Raw genomic sequence first — 20,416 nt, 5'->3', positions numbered from 1 at the left:
CAGTCACAGTCAAGCCGACGTGGCAGCGGTTGATTAACCTCCCCGTTTGCCCTTGTTCGCCACCAGGAAAACCCCATGACCGACATCACCCTCCTGCCCCAAGTCGAAGCCTTCCTGCGTCGTCGCCATACGCTGTTTATCGATGGCGGCTACGTGCAGAGCCATTCCAGCCAGACCCTGGAAGTCATCAACCCCGCCACCGACCAGGTGATCGCCCACGTCGCCGATGCGGACGCTGCCGACGTCGACGCGGCGGTGGAGTCCGCTCGTCGTGGCTTCCAGCAATGGTCCCAAGTGGCCCCGGCCGTGCGCGGCAACGTGCTGCTCAAGCTTGCCGACCTGCTGGAACGCAACCGCGAGGAACTGGCCCAGATCGAGACGTGCCAGTCCGGCAAGATCATCCAGGTCTCCCGCGCCTTCGAAGTGGACCAGGCCGCGCACTTCCTGCGTTACTACGCCGGCTGGGCCACCAAGATCAGCGGCCAGACCCTCACCCCGTCCCTGCCCTCCTTTGCCGGCGAACGCTATACCGCGTTCACTCTGCGCGAACCGGTTGGCGTGGTGGTAGGCATCGTGCCGTGGAATTTTTCGACCATGATCGCCATCTGGAAACTCGCCTCGGCGTTGGTCACCGGCTGCAGCATTATCATCAAGCCCAGTGAATTCACCCCGCTGACCATCCTGCGCATCGCCGAACTGGCGGTCGACGCGGGCTTGCCTGCCGGGGCCCTGAACGTGTTGACCGGAAGCGGTCGGGTCGGCCAGGCACTGGTTGAACACCCGGGGACCGATAAGGTGTCATTCACCGGCTCGGTGCCGACCGGCATCGCCGTAGGCCGCAGTGCGGCCAGCGCAGGATTAACCCGCGCGACCCTGGAACTGGGCGGGAAAAACTCGGCGGGGTTCCTGCGCGATGTGGACCTCGACACGGCAGTCAACGGCATCATTGAGGCGGGTTTCCTGCACTCCGGGCAGATCTGCGCCGCGGCTGAACGCTTTTTCGCCCATCGCTCGCAGATCGAGCCGCTCATGGCTCGGCTGTCCGAGCGTCTGGGCAAACTGCACATCGGTTCGCCGCTGGATGAACACACTGAATTCGGCCCGGTCACCAACCGCCAGCACCAACGCAAGCTCGAAGGTTTTTTTGCCAAGGCCCGTGCCGAAAACAATACGATCATTCACGGCGGCAAGCCCATGGATCGTCCCGGCTGCTATGTCGAGCCGACCGTGATCCTCGCCAACAGCCTCAACGACAGCTTGCTCAACGAGGAAACCTTCGGCCCGATTGCCACGTTCTTGCCCTACGACACCGAAGAAGAGTTGCTGGCGCTGATGAACCACACGCCCTATGGCTTGAGTGCCAGCCTCTGGACCAATGACCTGAGCAAGGCGCTGCGCATGGTACCGGCCATCCATGCCGGGACGGTGTGGGTGAACATGCACACCCTGCTGGACCCGGCCGTACCCTTTGGCGGCGTCAAGTCATCGGGGATCGGGCGCGAATTCGGCTCAGCATTTATCGACGATTACACCGAACTCAAATCGGTGATGATTCGCTATTGATCCGGCGCCGGCATGGACCGTGTCCATGCCGGGCAACCCTTGGCTCAGTAGAAGTACGCCAGGCGAAACTGCAGCGAATTATCAATCTTCACGCCCTCGCGCACCGACGTGTCATGCATCAACTGCCCCATCACTTGCACCTGCTTGCCCAGCATGGTCGCCACGGTGAAGCCCAGCGTGCCGTTGCTGCGGCTGGTGGCCAGGGTTTCATGGTCAAGGGTTTCGCGCGCGCCCCAGTTATGCCGGTAGGAGACCGCAGCGTAGGTGTCCGGGGTGAAGTTGTAGCGCAGGTGGTTGTGCAATTGCAGCAAGGGATCCTTTTTCGCATCGGTGGAGCGCTGCTCATCGTAGAACTCGGTTTCGGCGATCACATCCCAGGTGATTTTATCGGTAAGCCCCTTGATGTAACCGACCTGGAAGTCCAGGGCCCAGCGGTTGCTGCTCAAGGCAAAGCCCTGGTTCTTCTCGCTGCCGGTCGGCGCGGTGACGAATACCGACCAGCCCAGGTGTTCGTTCTTGGCCAGGTCGGCGATGGTCCACACCGTGCCACCGAAAGTGATATCCCCCAGCCCCGAATGCTTGCTGTCGGTGGCGCCGGTCTTCTGGTAGCCGAAGGGGATGACGATCTGGGGGTCCCAGGTCAGCCCAGTGTTGAAGAACTCGGTGAAGTGAATCAGCCGCAGCACCCCGACGGTGAGGTCAAGGTCGAGGTTGTCGGCGACTTTCTTGCCGCCGGAGTACACCTTATCCCCGCGCGGATTCTGCTGGTACAACACCACCACGTCCGTGCCTTGGGGCAGCGCCGTGTAGTCGCCCGGATCGGGTTTGACATCGGCCTGGGCCAAAGGGGCCAGGCTGGCGAGAAGTGTGCTCAGTGTCAGGGTATTGAGTGCTTTCATGGCGGATCTCTTTATTGTTATTGGGGGCATGGCTTCGCCATGACGACTCCGTGGGGAGTCGCCAGGCACAGGTGAAACAACGGGGAATCAGTGGGCGTCGACGTGCCCGACAGCCTTGAGGTCGGCTTGCAGATCCTGGGTGCGCTTGACCAGGTATTGACGGATCAACTCCATGTCTTCGCGCTGGAGAATGTCGGAGAAGTTCGGCATCCCGCGGGTGATCAGCGCGCCGCTGACAAACGCCGGAAACGCCGCATGCTTGTTGTCGTCCAGGTAGCGCAGGTCCGGCACCACACCGCCACTGATCGCGTTGAGGCCATGGCAACCTGCACACAACCCGTTGAACAGGCCGCGCGCCTGCGCCAGTTGCTCAGGGGTTGCCGTGAGTGCCTGGTGGGTGGTCGGCAATACCGGGGCAACCTTGGGGGGCGGCAGTTTGCCGTGGGCGCCCAGCTTGAAGGCAATCACCCGTGATTCGGCGCGCACCTTGCCCTTATTGGTCAACGGTCCGGTCAGCAAGGGGATGATCCCGCCCCATCCCACCGAGAACGCCACGTATTGCTCCCCCTTGACGGTATAGGTGACAGGCCCGGCCATCACCCCGGAGTTGGCGCGATGCTCCCACAATGGCTTGCCGGTGTCGGCGCGGTAGGCGACCACGCGGCCATCGGCCGTGCCCTGGAACACCAGGTTGCCCGCCGTGGCCAGTGTGCCGCCGTTGCCGGCGCTGATATAAGGCTGCTTCCAGGCGGCCTGCTGCTTGACCGGGTCCCAGGCAATCAGCTCACCGCTCCAGGCGTCACGGATTTTATTCAAGGCTTTCGGGTCTTCAGGCAGGTCCGGCACATCCAGCCCGAAGTTCACCACTGACTTGTTCGACAAGAACATCGGTGCCTTCGCGGCCTTGAGTTCGGCCAAGGTGTACTGGGCCGGGATGTAGACGTAGCCGGTCTTAGGGCTGAACGACATGGGGTGCCAGTTGTGCCCACCGAGAAAGCTGGGCTGCACCACTTTCGGCGCTTTGGAATAGTCGGCCGCACCGGTCAGGATCGGGCGTCCGGTTTTCATGTCGATACCGCTGGCCCAGTTGACCGGGACGAAACTCTTCGCCGACAGCAGTTGGCCGTTAGTGCGATCCAGAACGTAAAAAAAGCCGTTTTTCGGCGCCTGCATGATCACCTTGCGCAGGGTGCCGTCGATCTTGATGTCGGCGAGGATCATGTGCTGGGTCGCGGTGAAATCCCACTGGTCTTGCGGGGTGATCTGGTAGTGCCACACGTATTCGCCGGTGTCTGGCCGCAGCGCCAGGATCGACGAGACGTAGAGGTTGTCGCCCTTGCCATTGGTACGGAACTGGTAGTTCCAGGGTGAGCCGTTGCCCGTGCCCACATAAAGAAGGTCCAGCTCGGGGTCGTAGGCCATGGAGTCCCAGACGGTACCGCCGCCGCCCCATTTGACCCAGCCATCGCCGTCCCAGGTCTTCATCGCCTTGGCCATGGCCGGGTTTTCCGGTGGCAGTTTCGGATCACCCGGCACCGTGTAGAAACGCCATACCTGTTGGCCGGTCTCGGCGTCGTAAGCCGTGACGTAGCCGCGTACGCCAAACTCGGCGCCGCCATTGCCGATCAGCACCTTGCCCTTGACGATGCGCGGCGCGCCTGTGATCGAGTAGCTCTTGGTGCGATCGATGATGGTGTCGACGCTCCACACCGGCTGACCATTCGCCGCATCCAGGGCAATCAAGCGTCCATCAAAACTGCCCACATAGACCTTGCCCTGCCACACCGCCACGCCCCGATTGACCGGGCCGCAGCAGCCCTGGCTAAGGTTTTCGGGCGGGACTTTAGGGTCATATTTCCAGAGCAACTCGCCGGTGGCGGCATTGATCGCATAGACAATGCTGAAAGCCCCGGTGGTGTACATCACCCCATCGACCACCAGCGGCGTGGCTTCGGTGCCGCTGTCGATATCCAGTTTCGTCGTCCAGGCCATGCCCAACTGCCCGACGTTGTCGGCATTGACGCTATCGAGCGGGCTGTAGCGTTGCTCGTCGTAGGTGCGGCCGTGGCTCATCCAGTTGCCTGGCTCCTGGTCGGCGGCGATGATGCGCCGACCGTCGACCTGCGCCGGACCCGCCCACACACCCGGGCACAACGCAGCCATCAGTAAAGGGCTGCCGATCAGCAAGCTCCGTGTTCTCATTTTTATTTTTCTCCAGCAATAATCGGCTCGGTATCAACCCCAGCCCAGGCAATCTTATTAGAGTGCCTGCCACGTCCGAGGACTTGACTGAGTCTGCCAAACCGCTTGGCATTCCCTGCCAGGCCGGCATTTATAGGGCGTGTTGGCGATAGTCCCGAGGGGCATGCTGGAAATGGCGCTTGAAGACGCGACTGAAATGCGCCGCGTCGACAAACCCCCATTTAAACGCGATCTGGGTGATTGATTCATGGCGCAGGTCTTGCGCGCACAGGTCTTGCGCCACCCGTTCCAAGCGGCGTTGCTGGATGTAGCGGGAGATACTCTCGTGGCGTTGCTCAAACAGCCGGTAAAGCTGGCGCACCGAGACGTTCAGGTGTCGGGCCAGGTATTCAGGGCCCAGTTCCGTCTCTTGCAGAGAGGTTTCCACCAGTCGCGTGGCCAGTCCGTAAATATCATCCTGGCCCACGCAGGCAAAACCGGGCTGGCGTTCGTCACGCTCGCGCAGGCCGGCGGCGGCCAAGCCGATCAATGCTTGCGCCAGTGCCGGGCCATCGCTGCGGCCACCTTCGTCCTTGCGCAACTCCACATCCCCCAGCGAGCGCGCCAACGTGCGAATCATGTGAGTGGCGACGCTATTGCGCGCAAGCTTGCCGAACAACTGTTCGGGGCGAAGCTGGTGGCTGACTTCGTCACGTGACAGATGGATCGAGATGTTGTGCACCAGGCCCTGGGGTTCGATCTCAAATGCCTGCGCCGAGTCGACCAGGGCAATGTCGTCAGGCCCCAACTCGATCACCCGGTTTTGCTGGCGAATGCGCTGATGGCCCGCGCCCTGGAGAATCAGAAAGCAGTAGCGATCATCGTCCCCATCCCCCGAGGTGCGCTGGCGGCTGATCAGCCCTGCGTTGGTACGGATATGCGCCACCCCCAGGCCGCAGACATCCTGGCCATGGACACTGCCGATAAACAGGCTGTGCTGGTTTGACAGCGTCGTGTTGAAGTTACCGCAGACTGCACGCAAGTCGCGGTTCCAGTTGGCGAATGCATCGCAAGCGTGAAGCAAGGCAGGCATACCCCCCTCCCACTGATTCTTTTTAGTTATTCCGTTAACATATTATCTATCTGCGGCATATGCAAGCCGAGGGGGCCCGCGATGCTGGGGCCTATGGAGCGTGCACCGAGGACTTTGCGCAGCGTTGAGCCGCTCACGGGCAACATAATAAAAATAGATGATCTTATAAATTATTAAGATAACAATATCTAATAATTAGCTTATTCCAAAAAAGACTTTCACTCCCGTTTCTTATAGTAATACCTTCACATCACAGACCGACCCCATGCCTGGCGGAGGACGTACCCCCACGACCACCAGGAGCCTTCAGCAGGCTTACATGGACCTTTCCAACATGCCAGACATCACCGCCCCGCGCCCCCTCAACAAGTTCCACCTGTCACTCTTGACCAGCTCGTTGCTGCTGGCCAGCGCGCCCTCCTTCGCCGAGACCACGACGGATGACGCCCAACTGGGCACGGTCACGGTGATTTCCACCGGCATGCGCGGCCAACAGCGCACCGTGGCCGACAGCCCGGCACCGATTGACGTGATCAACAGCGAACAACTGCTCAAGACCGGCCGCGCCGAACTGTCCGAGGCCATTGCCAAGCTGCTGCCCTCGTTCAACTTCGGCACCAACATTGCCGGCTACAACTCAGTGACCCGCCCCCTCAGCAACCGCAGCCTGGGCCCGGCCTACACCCTGGTACTGGTCAACGGCAAGCGCCGGCACAACGGCGCGACCGGCCAGCGCGGTTCGATCGATAACAGCGGCGCGAACGCGGTGGACATCGACCTGATCCCGGTCAGCGCCGTCGACCATATCGAGGTGCTCAAAGACAGCGCTGCCGCCCAGTACGGCTCGGATGCGGTGGCGGGCGTGATCAACGTGATCCTCAAGAAAGACAACAGCGGCGGCCACCTGGAGACCAGTTACGGCCAGTTGTTTTCCGGCCAGGGCGAAACCATCAAGGTGGCGGGCGACGAGGGGTTCAAGCTCGGCGAACGCGGCTTTTTCCACTTCTCCGCCGATGCCCGCAAACGCGGGACCGCCGCCTGGAACGACAAGGCCGACAGCACGGTCAGGGCGTTCAGCGACCCCGCCAAGGAAGCCGCCTGGAACCGGGTGGCGATCAAGAACGGCGACCCTGACCTCAAGGCATTCAACCTGGCCTACAACGCCGAATTGCCCCTGGAAGACCTGACGCTGTACTCCTTCTCCACCTATGGCGAGCGTGACGCCGAGGCCGCCAACTACTTTCGCCTGCCCACCGGCAGGGCCGCGGTGCCCGAGGTATTTCCGGACGGTTACTACCCGCTGAACAACATCAAGGACCGCGACTACCAACTGCTGTTTGGCGGCAAGGGGCAAGTGGCCGAGTGGAACTGGGACCTGAGCACCACTTATGGGCGCAACAACGTCCACCACTCCAGCGACCTGAATATCAACCCGTCACTGGGCACCGCCTCACCGACGCGGTTCGACAACCTGGCGACCTTTCGCTTTGAGCAGTGGGTCAACAACCTGGACATCACTCGCCGCTACGACAGCCTGTTCAACCTGACCTCGCCTGTGCAGGTGTCCGCCGGCCTGGAACACCGCTGGGAACATTTCAGTACCTTCGCCGGAGATCCCGAGGCCTATATCACCGGCACTTACCCGGCGGCGTCGGGGGCGCAGGCGGCCGTCACGATTCGCCCGGAGGATGAAGTCAGCCTGATCCGCAATAACTACGCCGGTTACCTCGACCTGGGCTTTGACCTGACCGAGCGCTGGTTCCTCGACGTGGCCGGCCGTGTCGAACATTACGACGATGACTCTGGCAATACCTTCGGGCTGAAGGTGAACTCACGCTACGAGCTGACCGACACGGTGGCGGTACGCGGTACGGTCGGCACCGGCTTTCGTGCGCCGTCCCTGACGCAGATCGGCTACACGGTGGCAGACAACCGAGTGGCCACCGATGTGAACGGTAACGTGGTGCCCGCCGTGACCCGCTTGACCCCTTCCGGCAGCAACCTGGCCAAGGCGTTGGGTGGCGACGACCTCAAGCCGGAGAAATCACGCAACCTGGGGCTGGGCCTGACCTGGCAGCCAGCGCCACGCACCAGCATCACCGCCGATGCCTACCTGATCGACATTGATGACCGCATCGCCCTGACCAGCAATATCTACGACCAGGGCAATGGCGCCATTAATGCCATCCTCGCCGCCCAGGGTGTGCCCACCGGTACCTGGGTCAACTACTACACCAACGCCTTCGACACCCGCACCCGCGGCCTGGACATCGTTGCCGACCACACCACGCCGCTGGATGCCTGGGGCGATGTGCGCTGGAGCCTGGGCTTCAACTGGAACAAGACCACCATTGAAGACAGTCGCGGCACACCCGCCGCCCTCGCCAATTCCGGCGTGACCCTGGTGGGCCGCGACCGCGAGGGCGACCTCACCGAAGCGTCGCCCAAGACCAAATGGATCCTCGGCGCCAACTGGAAGGTCGCGGACCTGGCGGTCAACCTGCAAACCAGCCGCTATGGCACGGTCAAGACCCTGGCGGTGAACCCCACGGGCGACCGCAGCTTCGGCGCCAAATGGATCACCGACCTGGACGTCAGCTACACCTTCGTCGACCACCTGACCGTCAGCGTCGGCGGCACCAATATCTTCGACGTGCGTCCCGACCGGCACGCCGTCTACAGCAACCTGGGCCTGGCGCCCTATGGCAACCCGCCGTTCTATCCAGGCGGCGGCTACTGGTACACCAAGCTGGCCTACGACTTCTGACCCACCCCTTGCATACACCGCAATCGCCACCTGAGGGCACTCCATTGAATACCTCCAACTTGATGAGCCGTCTGCTGGCCCCCTGCGCATTGGCGTTAAGCCTTGCCGCTTGCTCACCGTCGGGTAACGACACCCAGGCCGGCAAGACCCTCAACATCGCCTTTTTCGGCGACAACACCACCCTGGTCAGCGTCGATCCGTTCCAGGTCTACTGGCTTGAACACCGGGTGTTGCTGCGCAATGTCGCCGAGTCGCTGACCGACCAGGACCCGGAAACCGGCACGATCATTCCCTGGCTGGCCAAAAGCTGGGAAGTGAGCGACGACGCCCTCACCTACACCTTCCACCTGCGCGATAACGTCACCTTCAGCAACGGCGAGCGCTTCGATGCCCAGGCGGTCAAGACGGCCTTCGACAGCAACAAGGCGCTGGCCACCGAGTTGCCGGCCACCTTCGGCGCCACGTACCTGGCGGGGTTCGATCACGCCGAAGTGGTCGACGACTTCACCGTCAAGCTGGTGCTCGCCAAGCCGAATGCGGGCTTCCTGCAGGCCACATCCACCACCAACCTGTCGATCCTTGCCCCGGCCTCCTATGCGCTCAGCGCCAAGGAACGCTCGTTGGGCAAGATCATCGGCACCGGCCCGTTCATCCTGGCCAGCTATACCCCGGAAGTCGGCGCGCACCTGACCAAGCGCAAGGGTTATGCCTGGGCGTCGGCCAATATGAAGAACCAGGGCGAGGCCCACCTGGACGCGGTGGACATCAGCTATATCCCCGAGGAAAGCGTGCGAAACGGCCTTTTCCTGCAAGGCAAGGCCGACATCCTGTGGCCGCGCAACCCGTTCTCCGAGGTGGACCTGAAACTGTTCCAGTCCAGGGGCGCAACCATTCAAAGCCGCTCGCTGCCGGGCCCGGCGCTGAACCTGTACCCCAATACCCGTGGCGGGCGTGCCTTGGCCGACAAACAGGTGCGCCTGGCCGTACAAAAAGCCATCGACCGCAAGAGCTACGCAAGCACGGTGTACAACGCCGAGTTCCCGGTGGTGGACGGCATCTTCGATGTGACCACGCCCTACTTCAAGAGCCAGGGCGCCAAACTGGTCTACGACCCGGCCGCCGCCGAGCGCCTGCTGGATCAAGCCGGCTGGGCCAAGGGCGCGGACGGTTATCGGCAGAAAAACGGCAAGCGCCTGAGCCTGAGCTACAACATCAGCCCGGCAGAAACCGCCGGCGATGTGTTGATTCAGGATCAGCTGCGCAAGGTCGGCATCGAGCTCAAACTCAGCGTGGTCACCCGCGCCGAATGGGTCGCCAACAACACCGCCGGCAATTATGACCTGACCATCAACTATATGACCCGTGCTGATCCGATCATCCTGCAAACCATCCTCGATCCGCGCACCGCCAACAGCTCGACCTTGGCCACCAACCTCTATGAGCCGGCCGTGCTGGACACCGCCAAGGGCCTGTTCGATGCCGGCATCACCGCCACCCAGGGCGCACAACGCGCCACGGCCTATGGCGATTTGCAAGACCTGTTGATCGATGAGGGTTCGGCGTTCCCGGTGTATGAACGCGTGTGGCAGGCAGCGACCTCGCCACGGGTGAAACACTTTCGCTGGACCGCCGAGGGCTTCGCATTGCTGGGTGATATCGAGGTCGGTACGCCATGAGCCGTTACCTGATCGGCCGGATTGGCCAGGCGCTGCTGGTGCTCTGGGGCGCCTATAGCATCACCTATTTCATTTTGTACCTGCTGCCGGGCGACACCCTGTCCATCATGCTCAGCGCCTCGGGCATGGAGGCCGACGCGCTGTCGGTCGAAGACCTGGCCAAGGCCCGCGCTTATTACGGCCTCGACCAGGGCGTGTTCGAGCAGTATTTCAACCTGCTGCTCGGCGCGCTGCACGGTGACTTCGGCCAGTCGCTGTCGCTGAATCGACCGGTGGCCGAGCTGCTCGCCGAGCGATTGCCGCAGACCTTGTCCCTGGCCGGGCTGGCGATTGTGTTGTCGCTGCTCGGCGGTGTCGGCCTGGCCTACCTGACTGCGTACCTGCGCTGGCGGCCGTTAAAAATCGCGTTGACCCGGTTGCCGTCGCTGGGCTTTTCAGTGCCGGTGTTCTGGATGGGCCTGCTGCTGATCCAGGTATTCGCGTTCGGCCTCGGCTGGTTTCCCGCCACCGGCAGCCGTGGGGTTGAAAGCCTGGTGCTGCCGGCGATCACCCTGGCGATCCCCAGCGCGGCGGTGTACGCCCAGGTGTTGCAACGCAGTTTCCAAGGGGTGTGGCAGGAGCCCTACATCGTCACGGCCTATGCCAAGGGCTTGAGCCGTGGCCAGGTGCAGGCGCGTCACGGCTTTCGCAACGCGGCCCTGCCGATTCTCACCCTGATCGGGCTGCAAGTGGGCAATACGGTGTCCGGCGCGGTGCTGGTGGAAACCATCTTTGCCCGCTCCGGCATCGGCCGCCTGGCGCAGGAAGCGGTGCTGCGCCAGGACATTCCAGTGGTGCTGGCCATCGTTGCCGTCTCGGCGGCGGCATTTGTGCTGGTGAACCTGCTGGTCGACCTGCTCTATCCCTGGCTCGACCCGCGCATCTCCCATACGCCAAAGGTGTCCTAGACCATGACCACGATTGACCGGCGTCTTGCGCCAACCACCCTGGGCCCCCCCCTCTGGCGCCGTCGCAGCCGATTGCAACGCGCCGCCTCGGCGGTGCTGCCCCTGCTGCGCCGTCCCGGTTTCAGCCTGGCGCTGCTGGTGGTGCTGTTTGCCCTGGTCGCGGCGGTGTCGCCGTCATTGCTGAGCAGTTTCGATCCCTACGCCACCGCGCCGGCCGCCAAACTCAGCGCGCCCAGCCTGGGCCACTGGTTCGGCACCGATGAACTGGGGCGCGACCTCTACACCCGCGTGGTCTACGGCGCCAGCCTGTCAGTGCTGGCGGCGTTCCTCGCGGTTGGGATCGCCCTGGTCGGCGGGCTGGGGCTCGGCATCCTGTCCGGCTTTGCCGGCGGTCGCATCGATGCGGTGCTCATGCGTTTTATCGATGTCTTGCTGGCCCTGCCCGGCCTGCTGCTGGCCCTGGCGATCGTCACCGCTATCGGCTTCGGTACCGTGCCGGTGGCCATCGCCGTGGGCGTCGGCATCATTCCGGGGTTCGCCCGCACCACCCGCGCCGAAGTGCTGCGCGTCAAGACCCTGCCCTACGTCGAAGCCGCGCGCCTGGGCGGCGCCAGCTGGCGGCGCACCTTGCTGCGGCACATCCTGCCGAACGCGTGGGGCCCGGTGGCGGTGCTCGCCACCCTGGATTTCGGCGCCGCGATCCTGGCGACAGCCGGCTTGAGCTTTCTCGGTTTCGGTGCTGCGCCACCGGCAGCGGAATGGGGCACCTTGATCGCCAACGGTCGGCACTTCCTGATCACCGCTCCGTGGGTCTCGTTGCTGCCAGGCCTGTTCCTGGTGGCCGTGGTGTTCAGCCTCAACCATATCGCCCGCACCTTCGAGGAGATCCAGCGATGACCGCCGATAACAACCTGTTGATCGATGTGCGCCAACTCAGTGTCGGCTACCGCTCCGGCGGCCAGACCCTGTTGGCGGTACAACGCCTGTCATTGTCGATGGCCCAGGGCGAAACCGTCGCGATTGTCGGCGAGTCGGGCTCGGGCAAATCAACCCTGGCCAACGCGATTCTCGGCCTGCTGCCCGACCACGCGCAGATCAGTGCGGGTCAACTGTGGGTGGGCGGCAACGACCTGTCCCATGCCAGCGAACGCCAGAAACGCTTGCAGCGTGGGCGCACCGTCGGGCTGGTGCCCCAGGACCCGATGGTCAGCCTCAACCCGACCCTGCGCATCGGCCAGCAAATCGCCGAGGCGCTGATCCTGGCCAAGGGCAAGCGCTACCCCGGCGTCGATGCCGATATTGTCGAGCTGCTGCAACAGGTGGGTATCGACAAGCCGGTCCTGCGGGCCCGCCAGTACCCCCATGAACTCTCCGGCGGTATGCGCCAGCGCGTGCTGATCGCCATCGCCCTGGCCGGCAACCCCCGCCTGATCATTGCCGACGAGCCCACCAGCGCCCTCGACGTCACCGTACAACGCAAGATTCTCGACCACCTGCAACGGCTGGTCAGTGAACGGGGCATTTCCCTGCTGATCATCACCCATGACCTGGGCGTGGCCATCGACCGCGCCGACCGCATCCTGGTGATGAAGCAAGGCGAAGTGGTCGAACAGGGCCCGCCCCGGCAGATACTGGCGAACCCGCGCCACGACTACACCCGCGCGCTGATCGCCGCCGCTCCCGCGTTCGCCAGGCGCCGAGAGCCACACGCCAGGTCCGATGCAACGCACGCACCGATCCTGCGCCTGCACAACGTCGGCAAGACCTTCAGCCTGCCCAAGGTGAAGGGCGAAGCCCCCTCCTTCGTGGCCCTGCAAGACCTCAGCCTGCAGGTCTACCCCGGCCAGACCCTGGCTATCGTCGGCGAATCCGGCTCAGGCAAGAGCACTGCGTTGCGCATCGCCCTGGGCCTGGAGAAACCCACCCAGGGCCAGGTCTGGTTCGAGCAGCAAGACGTCACCACCCTGAGCTGGCGCGAATTCCGCCCGCTGCGTCAACGCCTGCAACTGGTCCAGCAAAACCCGTTCGCCGCGCTCGACCCACGCTTCACGGTGTTTGACAGTATTGTCGAACCCCTGGTGTCGTTCGGGCGGCTCAAGGGGGCGGCGCTGGAACACGCGGCGCGCGAGCTGATCGGTCGCGTGCACCTGCCGGTCAGCTTCCTCGATCGCCTGCCGCGCGAGCTGTCCGGTGGCCAGTGCCAGCGTGTCGCGATCGCCCGTGCGCTGGCGTTGAAGCCGGACCTGTTGCTGCTCGACGAGCCGGTCAGCGCCCTCGATGTGTCGGTGCAGGCGCACATCCTCGACCTGCTCGAAGAGCTGCAGCGGGAAATGGGGATTGCCTATGTGCTGGTGTCCCACGACTTGTCGGTGGTGGCCAACTTTGCGCATGAGGTGTTGGTGCTGCGCAATGGCAAGGTGGTCGAACAGGGAACGGTGGAACAGATTTTCAACCGGCCGGGCAGCGATTACACCCGTGAGTTGATTGCCGCCATCCCTGGCAGCGTGGCGGCCACCGCCGCCTGAGCCGGCGGCCTACTCGGCCGCGCAGTCACGCGCTGCGATGCCTTTTTCCTGGGCATACGCAGCGGATTTGGCTTCGATCAACGGACGCAAGGTGGCGCGGTCGGCCTGGACCCAGTCGGTCACCAACACCCACTTTTGCCCGTCCCACTGCTGCACCCGCGCCGCACCGCCGCCTTCATGGTCGGCGCAGGACAGTTTCAACGGCGCCAGCAACCCTTCGAGCCCCAACGCTTTGATGCGCGCTGCGTCGATGTCCAGGTGCTCGAACGCCCAGCGCGTTTCTTCGCCGTTCAACCCACGGTGGCCGAACTTGGCCTGGCCGGTGCGCAGGGCCTCGACCGCAATGGCGGCGTTGATCAGGCCGATGTTGTAGTAGACCTTGCCGAAGTAACTGGGGTCCTTGAGGTTGCTTTTGCCCGGATCAAGGATGAACTGCTTGAGCCTGCGGTGAATTTCAAAGGTGTCGCCACCCGGGAACGGCGCCAGTGCCTGGTAGCCTTTGGCAGCGGTGCCCGCGGGAATCACGTCGGCTTCGGAGCCGGCCCAGACATCCCCGATCAGGCGATCCACCGGGATGCCGAAACGTACGGCGGTCTTGATACCGACCGGCGTGGATACGCCCCAGGTACGCAGGAAGACCCAGTCCGGATTGATCTGGCGCACTTGCCGCCATTGGGTGGACTGTTCATTGCCAGGGTCGGCCACCGGGATCTGGATGTTCTCGAAGCCGTACTTTTCTGCGAGCAACTGCATGGCGGCCTGGGTTTCACGGCCATAGGCGGAGTCGTGGTAGACCGTCACGATCTTCTTGCCCTTGAGCTTGTCCAGTCCCCCCTCACGCTGGGCGATGTAGTTGATGCCCACCGACGCCTGGCCGTAGTAGTTGAGCAGCAACGGGAAGGCATAGGGGAACACGCGGCCATCGGTCGACTCGGTACGCCCGCCGGCGCCATCGATCAACGGGATATGGTCGACGGCGGCACGGTCCATCAGCGCATAGGACGCCGGCGTGCTATGGGTGAAGAAGAAGCCGGTGGGCGCGCCGTCCAGGCCGGCCTTGTAGCGCTCGTAGCATTCGATGATGCGATCGGTCTTCCACTCGGTCTCGCACTCCTGCCAGACCAGCTTGACGCCGTTCACACCGCCCTCGACCTCGTTGATGTAGCGAAAGTAGTCAATCTCCCCCGCCCACCACGGAATGCCGCTGGAGGCGTAGGCGCCGACCCGATAGGTCGCCAACGGGATGAACTGTTGATCATTGGCCGCCTGGGCCACGGCAGGCAACAGCCCGCCAAATGTGCCGATGGCCAGCAGGCCGGCGATTAACGTGCGCTTGAAGGGGATGTGCATGGGTGTGGTTTCTTATGAAAGGTGAGGGTTAACCCTCCCGTTGTCGGGTCAGTGCCAACCCACTGACAACACAAATCATGCCAAAGCATAAGCCTCGTAGATTCAACGGGTTACCCCCATTCGCGCGAAGCGTAGAGCCCGTGAAATCGCACAGTTTATTGAACCGGTGTTGCGCCACCAACAGCGCCTCGGCCGCTTTGCGCGGTGTGGATGGGAGGATTTATTTGCGGCCGCGCATTCAAACGGCACACACCTTCGGGTACATTCAGCGCCCCTACGGACAGCACGCCCGCCCCTTATCGGGCATTCAAGGACACCCTGCGCATGGCTGCATCAAACAAATGGCTGATGTCATCGGTCGCGTACTACCTCGACTTCTTTAGCGTTCCGCTGTTCGTGATCCTCGCACTTTACCTCGCACCGTTTGATCCCGGCCTGGCGCTTGCCGGATTGTTGGGATGGACGTTGGTGGAATATGGGGTACACCGTTTTCTGTTCCACTCGCTGTATCGCCACGAACATTGGACCCACCATGTCGATGTGCTCGCCTTCATCGGTGTATCCAGCTGGAAAACCAGTTCGGCGCTGGCGGTCCTGTTACTGCTGGCCTGGTATGGGCAACTGACCTCGGTATTCGTCGGTGCGGTGGTGGGCTATTTCTATTACATCTCGGTGCACTACGTGATGCACCGCCCCAACCATTGGGCTTATCGGTTCATTCCAGGGCTGATCGCCAATCACGATCTGCACCATCGCAAAGGTATCGAGAAGAACTTCGGGGTCTCTTCGCCGCTGTGGGATCATGTGTTTCGCACCTTCATTCGAAATGAAGCGCGCGGCTGAGCCCCCCGGTAGATAGGGCCGTTGTGGCCAGTGGGCTTGCTGTGGCGAGCGGGTTTGTTGTGGCGAGCGGGCTTGCCCCGCGTTGGGGCGCGAAGCGGCCCCATTCCAGGCGATGTGTTTTTAACTGACACACCGCGGGGCCTGGTTTTGGGGCTGCTGCGCAGCCCAACGCGGGGCAAGCCCGCTCGCCACAGTTACATTCCTTACATTCCTTACATTCCTTATATTCCTTACATTCCTTACAGTCCTAACAGTCCTTACAGGCATTCGGCCTTGTCGAATCGTCGACACCGGCTGATCGCCGGCTCGGACGTCAGGATCAACTAGGTTGACTGAACGCTCCCGAGAAATCGCTCTACCGCAAACACCCCCATCTGCGCCGGCATCTCGCCCTGCAATACCCACTGCGCAATCGCCTGCCCAAACAACGGCGCAAACTTGAAGCCATGCCCACATAACCCCGCCGCGACGAACAGCCCCGGCACCCGAGGGTCGGGGCCGACAATCGGGTTGCCATCCGGTGTGTTGTCGAAGAACGACACGCGGCGGCCGGTGGCCCGTGCGCCGGTCAGGCGCTTCAAGCGCAGGGCGGCGCGGTCGCGGTAGGCCAGCACGTTGGCGTCGCAGAAGCTGCGGTCGAAGCTATCCGGGTCGATCACTGCGCCTTCGGCGGCAATCAGCGAGCCGATGAAATAGCTGCCGGGCTGGTCCGGGCGCAGGTAGAAGCCCGCCTCCCGGTCGCAATAGCCTGGCATCGGCGAGTCAACGCCCTCCACCTGGACAATGCCGACGCTTTGCCGGGTGGCGTGGATCGGCAATGGCGCCTGGCAATCGTCAGCCAGGGTGGCAGCCCACGGCCCGGCGGCATTGACCACATGGGCGCAGGCGATAAAGCCGGTGTCGGTCTGCACGCCGATGGCGCGCCCGGCCTGGCGCACGATCCGTCGTGCCGCCCGCCCCTCGTCGATCACCGCGCCGAGGTCCAGTGCACCGGCTGCAAAACTGCGCGCGGTCAGGCGCGGATCGCAATAGCCCGCGTCGGGCTCGAACACCGCGCCCGCCAGGCCGTCGATAATCAGGTCAGGCACCTGCGCCTGCATTTGCTCGGCAGACAACCACTCAAGCGCCGCGCCCGTCGCGCGCAAATGCTCGACGTTGGCCTGGGTGGCCGCTTGTTCGCGGGCGGGAATACCGGTCAAGAACCCCGTGCGCTGGTAGCCGCAAGTGCCGGGATAGTGCTGCCGCCAATCGCGATAGGCCCGCACGCCCCTTGCCGCCAGTTGGCTGAGGACAGGGTCGGCGTAATACTCGCGCACGATCCCCGGCGACGCACCCGACGAGCCACTGGCAATCGCGCCTTTGTCCAGCAGCCGTACCGACGCGCCGGCGCGCGCCAGGTGCCAGGCGGCGCTGGTACCGGTGGTGCCGGCACCGATCACGATGACGTCAGCGTATTCATGCATCGCTGGATGCACCCGCCAGCACCACGCTGGCCGGCAAGCATGGCGCCAGCGCCAGCGGGGACAAGGCCGCAAAGCGCGGGCGCGCCACGGTCTCCGGCCTCGGCAGCGAGGCGGCATACAGCGCCTGGACCACCGGCAAACCGTCATGGCCCAGGCGGTGCCACAGGTGCTCGGCCAGGCGCGGCATGATCGGCGCGGCCAGGTACGCCAGGCCCTTGAGCCACAAGTAAGCGTGCCCAGGCTGTGTCACGTCCAGGTCCGGCCGTTGCATCCACTGGTGCAACACCTCCCAGGCGTCGCGCACCGATACAGCGTCGAGCCGGAACGCCTGGCCCAGGCGCGCAACGGCCATTTCGAGGCCCGGCAACAAGTCTGGCTCGATGGACTGCAACCGGGCCTGATCGAGGCTGCCGAGGGCCAGGTCGACACGCCGGTCGAGGGCACCGGCCAGGTCCACATTGACCACCTCGACAAACTCCTCCACGGCGAAATTGGTTTCGCCCAGTTCGGGGCTTTCGCGGCAGAGGAAATAACGCACGCCATCGCTGGTGGCCGGGGTTTTTTCGACGATATCGGCGGCCCAGACCACATGCAGGCGGCTGGTGGAAAACTTCGCGCCTTGCAGGTTGTAGAAGTAGTTGGTCAACACGTAGTCAAACGACTGGTGATCCTGCAGGGCATCCATCACCGCCACGCTGCCCGCCAGCAGCAACACCGCGTTATCGATACCAAAGCTGACCAGCGTGGTCACCTCGCTGCTGCGCAGCATGGAGTGGCCGTGCTCCGGGGAGTGCTCGCGGGCACGGTCGGCGCAGGTCAGTGCGTATTCCCAGCCGGACTCGAACAACACGCGTGGGTTGTCAAAACGATCCGGGCTCCAGGCCACACCCCAGTCGCCGGGTGCAGTCAGCCGCACGCGGCCATTTTCGCGTTCCAGGAAGCGCGCGATCACCTCGATGATCGACGCCGGCGCACCGGACGCCGCCATGCGCCGCAGCAACTGGTCGGGGTGGGCCACTTTCAGGAACAGACTTTCGACCTCGACCCACTGCAACGGGCTGTCGCCCATGCGCGGCTGGGGATTGAGCATGGTTTCCGGGCGGAACAAGGCACCGCAGGCTTCACAGAAGTAGCCGCCAGCCCCGGCCTGGCAATACGGGCACTGCCCCACCAGCCAGGCGCCGGCCATGTAGCGACGGGTATGCGGGCAATACAGCACACGTTCGACCACGGTTTCGGTCACGCCCAACGCCACCAGGCGCTCGACCGTGCGCCGGGCATTGTCTGCATGCTGCGCGGCGTACGGGCCTTGCACCAGGTCGAGGAAGTCATCGACCTCGACATCCAGCGCGCGCAGGTCGTTGGCGATCTGCCCGTGGTAGTCACGCACCACCTCTTCGGGCGCGCGCAGCTCCTGCACGCCTTTCCACAGGACGTAGGAGTCGAAGCCGTCTACCGCCGAGACCACATCGACACTGTGCCCCTGGGTGCGCAGGTAGCGCCCGAGCATGTCCATGCGCAAGTAAGGACCGGCAATGTGGCCCAGGTGCAACCTGCCGTTGGGCGTGGGAGGAATCGGCATCAGGAAGAATTTTTGCGCGGTGATAGCAGTCATCTTTTCAATCCATCGAGGCAGCGGAAAGTGTGGGTTCGGCGATGGCCGCCGTATCGGGCCGATGAGCCACGATCAAATCGAGGGCCTCGCGGGCAATGCCGGGGGCCAGGCGGAAACCCGCACCACTGCCGGCACCGGCAAATACCAGGTGGTGCACCGGGTCGAAGCTCACCCGCGATTCGCCGCTGGGGCTGTAGCTGTCGCAGAACACCCGGCCGCCGCGACACCGCGCCACCAACGCCGGCAGGTAGTGCGCCAGCGTGCGGTTGGCGACGTCCCGGTCGTGGGGAGTGATTTCCAGCGCGTGCTTGCGCGGCGCCACATCCCATTCATCGCAACGAAAGCTGAACAGCCATTGGTTGCGGGCGGCCAGTGGCATCAGGTACGCATCGGATTGCGGCAGGAACAACGCCGCGGCATTCGCCGGCGGTACGCCATCGATATGCAAGGCCACCACCTTCTTGACCCGTAGCCCGTGCTCGGTAGCGAGTGCGCCAAACGGCGACTCGCTGACCCATGGCCCGGTGGCAACCAGGGTGCGTCGGGCGCGCACGCTGGCGCCATCGGCCAGGGTGATACGCGAACCGCTGCCCTGCGCATCGATACGCTGCACACCCACGCCCTCGATGCAACGCACCTGGGCGCTGGCCAGGCTCTGGCTGATCAGCAACCGCGCCACCCAAGGCGGCTCGTAGCTTTCGGCGGTGCCGCCGCGCAACAGGCACTCGCCCGTGCCCACCGTGAGCGGCGCACCCAGGCGTTCACCGAGGTCGGCGGCCGACAGGTCGGCGGGCTCGACCGTGGCCTCGACCACGGCCTGCTGAATCTCGGGCGTCAGGCTGCGATCCGCCAGCCAGTACACCGGCGCCTGGCTGGTGCGGATGCCCAGCCGATCACGCAGCGCGCGGTACAGCCCGGCACTCTCCCCGGCCAGGCGCCGTTCGCGTGCCGAGCGCCCGGTGGCCAGCAGCACCCCCGCCGAGTGCGAGGTCGCCCCATCGCCGATGCGGTAGCGGTCGATCAACAGAATCCGCCAGTGCGGGTAACGCTGTACCGCGTGGTGCAAGGCCCAGGCGCCGATAATGCCGCCGCCGACAATCACCAGGTCGAAATCCTGCTGCATGCTCATGCCCACCACACCGAAAACACCTGGACCTGCGCGGTGCCGGCGTTGCGCGCTAAATGTGGGCGCCAGGGGGCAAAATACAAACTGTCGCCATTTTTTACCGCGTGCCAGGTACCGTCGTAGAACACGTTGAGGTCGCCGCCGCTGATAAACCAGATCTCGTTGACTGCGTGCCTGTCTTCATCCGTTGCGCAGTCGGGATCGATGGTGAAACGCGAGGACTGGATCGGGGCGTTGACCAATTTGCCGGAAAAGTGGTGCAGGTACAGGTGCACGCCTTGCAGCGCCACCGGTTCCTCGGTTTCGCGAATGACCGGGGCGTTGCCGTTGGGCGGTAGTGTGATGGGCTCCATGGCCGGGCTCCTGGG

Annotated in this window: 15 protein-coding genes; 7 read left to right on the top strand and 8 right to left on the bottom strand. The window is 63.7% G+C overall.

Going from position 1 to position 20,416, the window contains the following annotated elements:
* The first annotated feature begins 75 nt into the window (after positions 1-75).
* Positions 76-1,563: an aldehyde dehydrogenase family protein gene (locus AC1Q6I_RS13995; RefSeq protein ID WP_102623831.1), complete on the top strand. Its 1,488-nt coding sequence runs from the start codon at positions 76-78 to the stop codon at positions 1,561-1,563.
* 44 nt (positions 1,564-1,607) lie between these two features.
* Here the strand turns inward: AC1Q6I_RS13995 and AC1Q6I_RS13990 are convergent, their stop codons facing one another.
* The 3 genes from AC1Q6I_RS13990 to feaR all read right to left on the bottom strand — a co-directional run bounded on the left by AC1Q6I_RS13990 (position 1,608) and on the right by feaR (position 5,736).
* Positions 1,608-2,462: a transporter gene (locus AC1Q6I_RS13990; protein WP_102623832.1), complete on the bottom strand. Its 855-nt coding sequence runs from the start codon at positions 2,460-2,462 to the stop codon at positions 1,608-1,610.
* A gap of 87 nt (positions 2,463-2,549) precedes the next feature.
* Positions 2,550-4,664: a PQQ-dependent dehydrogenase, methanol/ethanol family gene (locus tag AC1Q6I_RS13985; RefSeq protein ID WP_102623833.1), complete on the bottom strand. Its 2,115-nt coding sequence runs from the start codon at positions 4,662-4,664 to the stop codon at positions 2,550-2,552.
* Between the two features lie 130 nt (positions 4,665-4,794).
* Entirely contained in the window at positions 4,795-5,736 is a 942-nt protein-coding gene (gene feaR, locus AC1Q6I_RS13980; protein ID WP_024075338.1) for a transcriptional regulator FeaR, read from the bottom strand.
* Between the two features lie 334 nt (positions 5,737-6,070).
* Between feaR and AC1Q6I_RS13975 the strand changes: the two genes are divergently transcribed.
* The 5 genes from AC1Q6I_RS13975 (at position 6,071) to AC1Q6I_RS13955 (ending at position 13,651) form a co-directional block, all read left to right on the top strand.
* The gene (locus tag AC1Q6I_RS13975; RefSeq protein ID WP_102623863.1) at positions 6,071-8,503 is read left to right on the top strand and encodes a TonB-dependent receptor plug domain-containing protein; all 2,433 of its coding nucleotides are present in this window, start codon (positions 6,071-6,073) and stop codon (positions 8,501-8,503) included.
* 62 nt (positions 8,504-8,565) lie between these two features.
* A complete protein-coding gene (locus AC1Q6I_RS13970; RefSeq protein WP_041160933.1) occupies positions 8,566-10,179 on the top strand; it encodes an ABC transporter substrate-binding protein in 1,614 nt (537 codons plus the stop codon).
* Positions 10,176-11,126 carry an ABC transporter permease gene (locus AC1Q6I_RS13965; protein ID WP_024075335.1) on the top strand — a complete coding sequence of 317 codons (951 nt, stop codon included), beginning with the start codon at positions 10,176-10,178 and terminating at the stop codon, positions 11,124-11,126. Before AC1Q6I_RS13970 ends, AC1Q6I_RS13965 begins: the two co-directional genes overlap by 4 nt.
* A 3-nt stretch (positions 11,127-11,129) precedes the next feature.
* Positions 11,130-12,023: an ABC transporter permease gene (locus tag AC1Q6I_RS13960; RefSeq protein WP_102623834.1), complete on the top strand. Its 894-nt coding sequence runs from the start codon at positions 11,130-11,132 to the stop codon at positions 12,021-12,023.
* Positions 12,020-13,651: a dipeptide ABC transporter ATP-binding protein gene (locus AC1Q6I_RS13955; RefSeq protein WP_102623835.1), complete on the top strand. Its 1,632-nt coding sequence runs from the start codon at positions 12,020-12,022 to the stop codon at positions 13,649-13,651. Before AC1Q6I_RS13960 ends, AC1Q6I_RS13955 begins: the two co-directional genes overlap by 4 nt.
* A gap of 9 nt (positions 13,652-13,660) precedes the next feature.
* Here the strand turns inward: AC1Q6I_RS13955 and AC1Q6I_RS13950 are convergent, their stop codons facing one another.
* Positions 13,661-15,001, bottom strand: a complete 1,341-nt coding sequence (locus AC1Q6I_RS13950; RefSeq protein WP_173903842.1) for an ABC transporter substrate-binding protein — start codon at positions 14,999-15,001, stop codon at positions 13,661-13,663.
* Between the two features lie 324 nt (positions 15,002-15,325).
* Here AC1Q6I_RS13950 and AC1Q6I_RS13945 point away from each other — a divergent pair, with 324 nt between their 5' ends.
* Positions 15,326-15,844 (top strand): sterol desaturase family protein, encoded by a 519-nt coding sequence (locus AC1Q6I_RS13945; protein ID WP_024075331.1) that lies wholly within the window; start codon positions 15,326-15,328, stop codon positions 15,842-15,844.
* 323 nt (positions 15,845-16,167) lie between these two features.
* On the opposite strand, the gene AC1Q6I_RS13940 is transcribed toward AC1Q6I_RS13945, so the two are convergent.
* The 4 genes from AC1Q6I_RS13940 to AC1Q6I_RS13925 are packed head-to-tail and all read right to left on the bottom strand — an operon-like array spanning position 16,168 to position 20,401.
* On the bottom strand, positions 16,168-17,307 hold the full coding sequence (locus AC1Q6I_RS13940; RefSeq protein WP_102623836.1) for an NAD(P)/FAD-dependent oxidoreductase: 1,140 nt from the start codon (positions 17,305-17,307) through the stop codon (positions 16,168-16,170).
* Positions 17,300-18,922: a methionine--tRNA ligase gene (locus AC1Q6I_RS13935; protein ID WP_102623837.1), complete on the bottom strand. Its 1,623-nt coding sequence runs from the start codon at positions 18,920-18,922 to the stop codon at positions 17,300-17,302. Before AC1Q6I_RS13935 ends, AC1Q6I_RS13940 begins: the two co-directional genes overlap by 8 nt.
* Positions 18,923-18,926: 4 nt before the next feature.
* The gene (locus AC1Q6I_RS13930) at positions 18,927-20,051 is read right to left on the bottom strand and encodes an NAD(P)/FAD-dependent oxidoreductase (protein WP_227496877.1); all 1,125 of its coding nucleotides are present in this window, start codon (positions 20,049-20,051) and stop codon (positions 18,927-18,929) included.
* Entirely contained in the window at positions 20,048-20,401 is a 354-nt protein-coding gene (locus AC1Q6I_RS13925; RefSeq protein WP_041160931.1) for a cupin domain-containing protein, read from the bottom strand. Before AC1Q6I_RS13925 ends, AC1Q6I_RS13930 begins: the two co-directional genes overlap by 4 nt.
* Between the last annotated feature and the right edge of the window lie 15 nt (positions 20,402-20,416).

The organism is Pseudomonas sp. MPR-R2A5, assembly GCF_058793055.1.
The sequence above is the reverse complement of the archived record's forward strand: the minus strand, read 5'-3'. Positions and strand labels throughout refer to the sequence as shown.

Excerpts from the sequence above, each read along its gene's own strand:
- AC1Q6I_RS13990 (WP_102623832.1), bottom strand. The coding sequence starts at position 2,462 with ATGAAAGCACTCAATACCCTGACACTGAGCACACTTCTCGCCAGCCTG.
- AC1Q6I_RS13940 (WP_102623836.1), bottom strand. The coding sequence starts at position 17,307 with ATGCATGAATACGCTGACGTCATCGTGATCGGTGCCGGCACCACCGGT.
- AC1Q6I_RS13950 (WP_173903842.1), bottom strand. The coding sequence starts at position 15,001 with ATGCACATCCCCTTCAAGCGCACGTTAATCGCCGGCCTGCTGGCCATC.
- AC1Q6I_RS13935 (WP_102623837.1), bottom strand. The coding sequence starts at position 18,922 with ATGACTGCTATCACCGCGCAAAAATTCTTCCTGATGCCGATTCCTCCC.
- AC1Q6I_RS13945 (WP_024075331.1), top strand. The coding sequence starts at position 15,326 with ATGGCTGCATCAAACAAATGGCTGATGTCATCGGTCGCGTACTACCTC.
- AC1Q6I_RS13930 (WP_227496877.1), bottom strand. The coding sequence starts at position 20,051 with ATGAGCATGCAGCAGGATTTCGACCTGGTGATTGTCGGCGGCGGCATT.
- AC1Q6I_RS13995 (WP_102623831.1), top strand. The coding sequence starts at position 76 with ATGACCGACATCACCCTCCTGCCCCAAGTCGAAGCCTTCCTGCGTCGT.
- AC1Q6I_RS13970 (WP_041160933.1), top strand. The coding sequence starts at position 8,566 with ATGAGCCGTCTGCTGGCCCCCTGCGCATTGGCGTTAAGCCTTGCCGCT.
- AC1Q6I_RS13925 (WP_041160931.1), bottom strand. The coding sequence starts at position 20,401 with ATGGAGCCCATCACACTACCGCCCAACGGCAACGCCCCGGTCATTCGC.
- AC1Q6I_RS13985 (WP_102623833.1), bottom strand. The coding sequence starts at position 4,664 with ATGAGAACACGGAGCTTGCTGATCGGCAGCCCTTTACTGATGGCTGCG.
- AC1Q6I_RS13960 (WP_102623834.1), top strand. The coding sequence starts at position 11,130 with ATGACCACGATTGACCGGCGTCTTGCGCCAACCACCCTGGGCCCCCCC.
- AC1Q6I_RS13955 (WP_102623835.1), top strand. The coding sequence starts at position 12,020 with ATGACCGCCGATAACAACCTGTTGATCGATGTGCGCCAACTCAGTGTC.
- AC1Q6I_RS13975 (WP_102623863.1), top strand. The coding sequence starts at position 6,071 with ATGCCAGACATCACCGCCCCGCGCCCCCTCAACAAGTTCCACCTGTCA.
- feaR (WP_024075338.1), bottom strand. The coding sequence starts at position 5,736 with ATGCCTGCCTTGCTTCACGCTTGCGATGCATTCGCCAACTGGAACCGC.
- AC1Q6I_RS13965 (WP_024075335.1), top strand. The coding sequence starts at position 10,176 with ATGAGCCGTTACCTGATCGGCCGGATTGGCCAGGCGCTGCTGGTGCTC.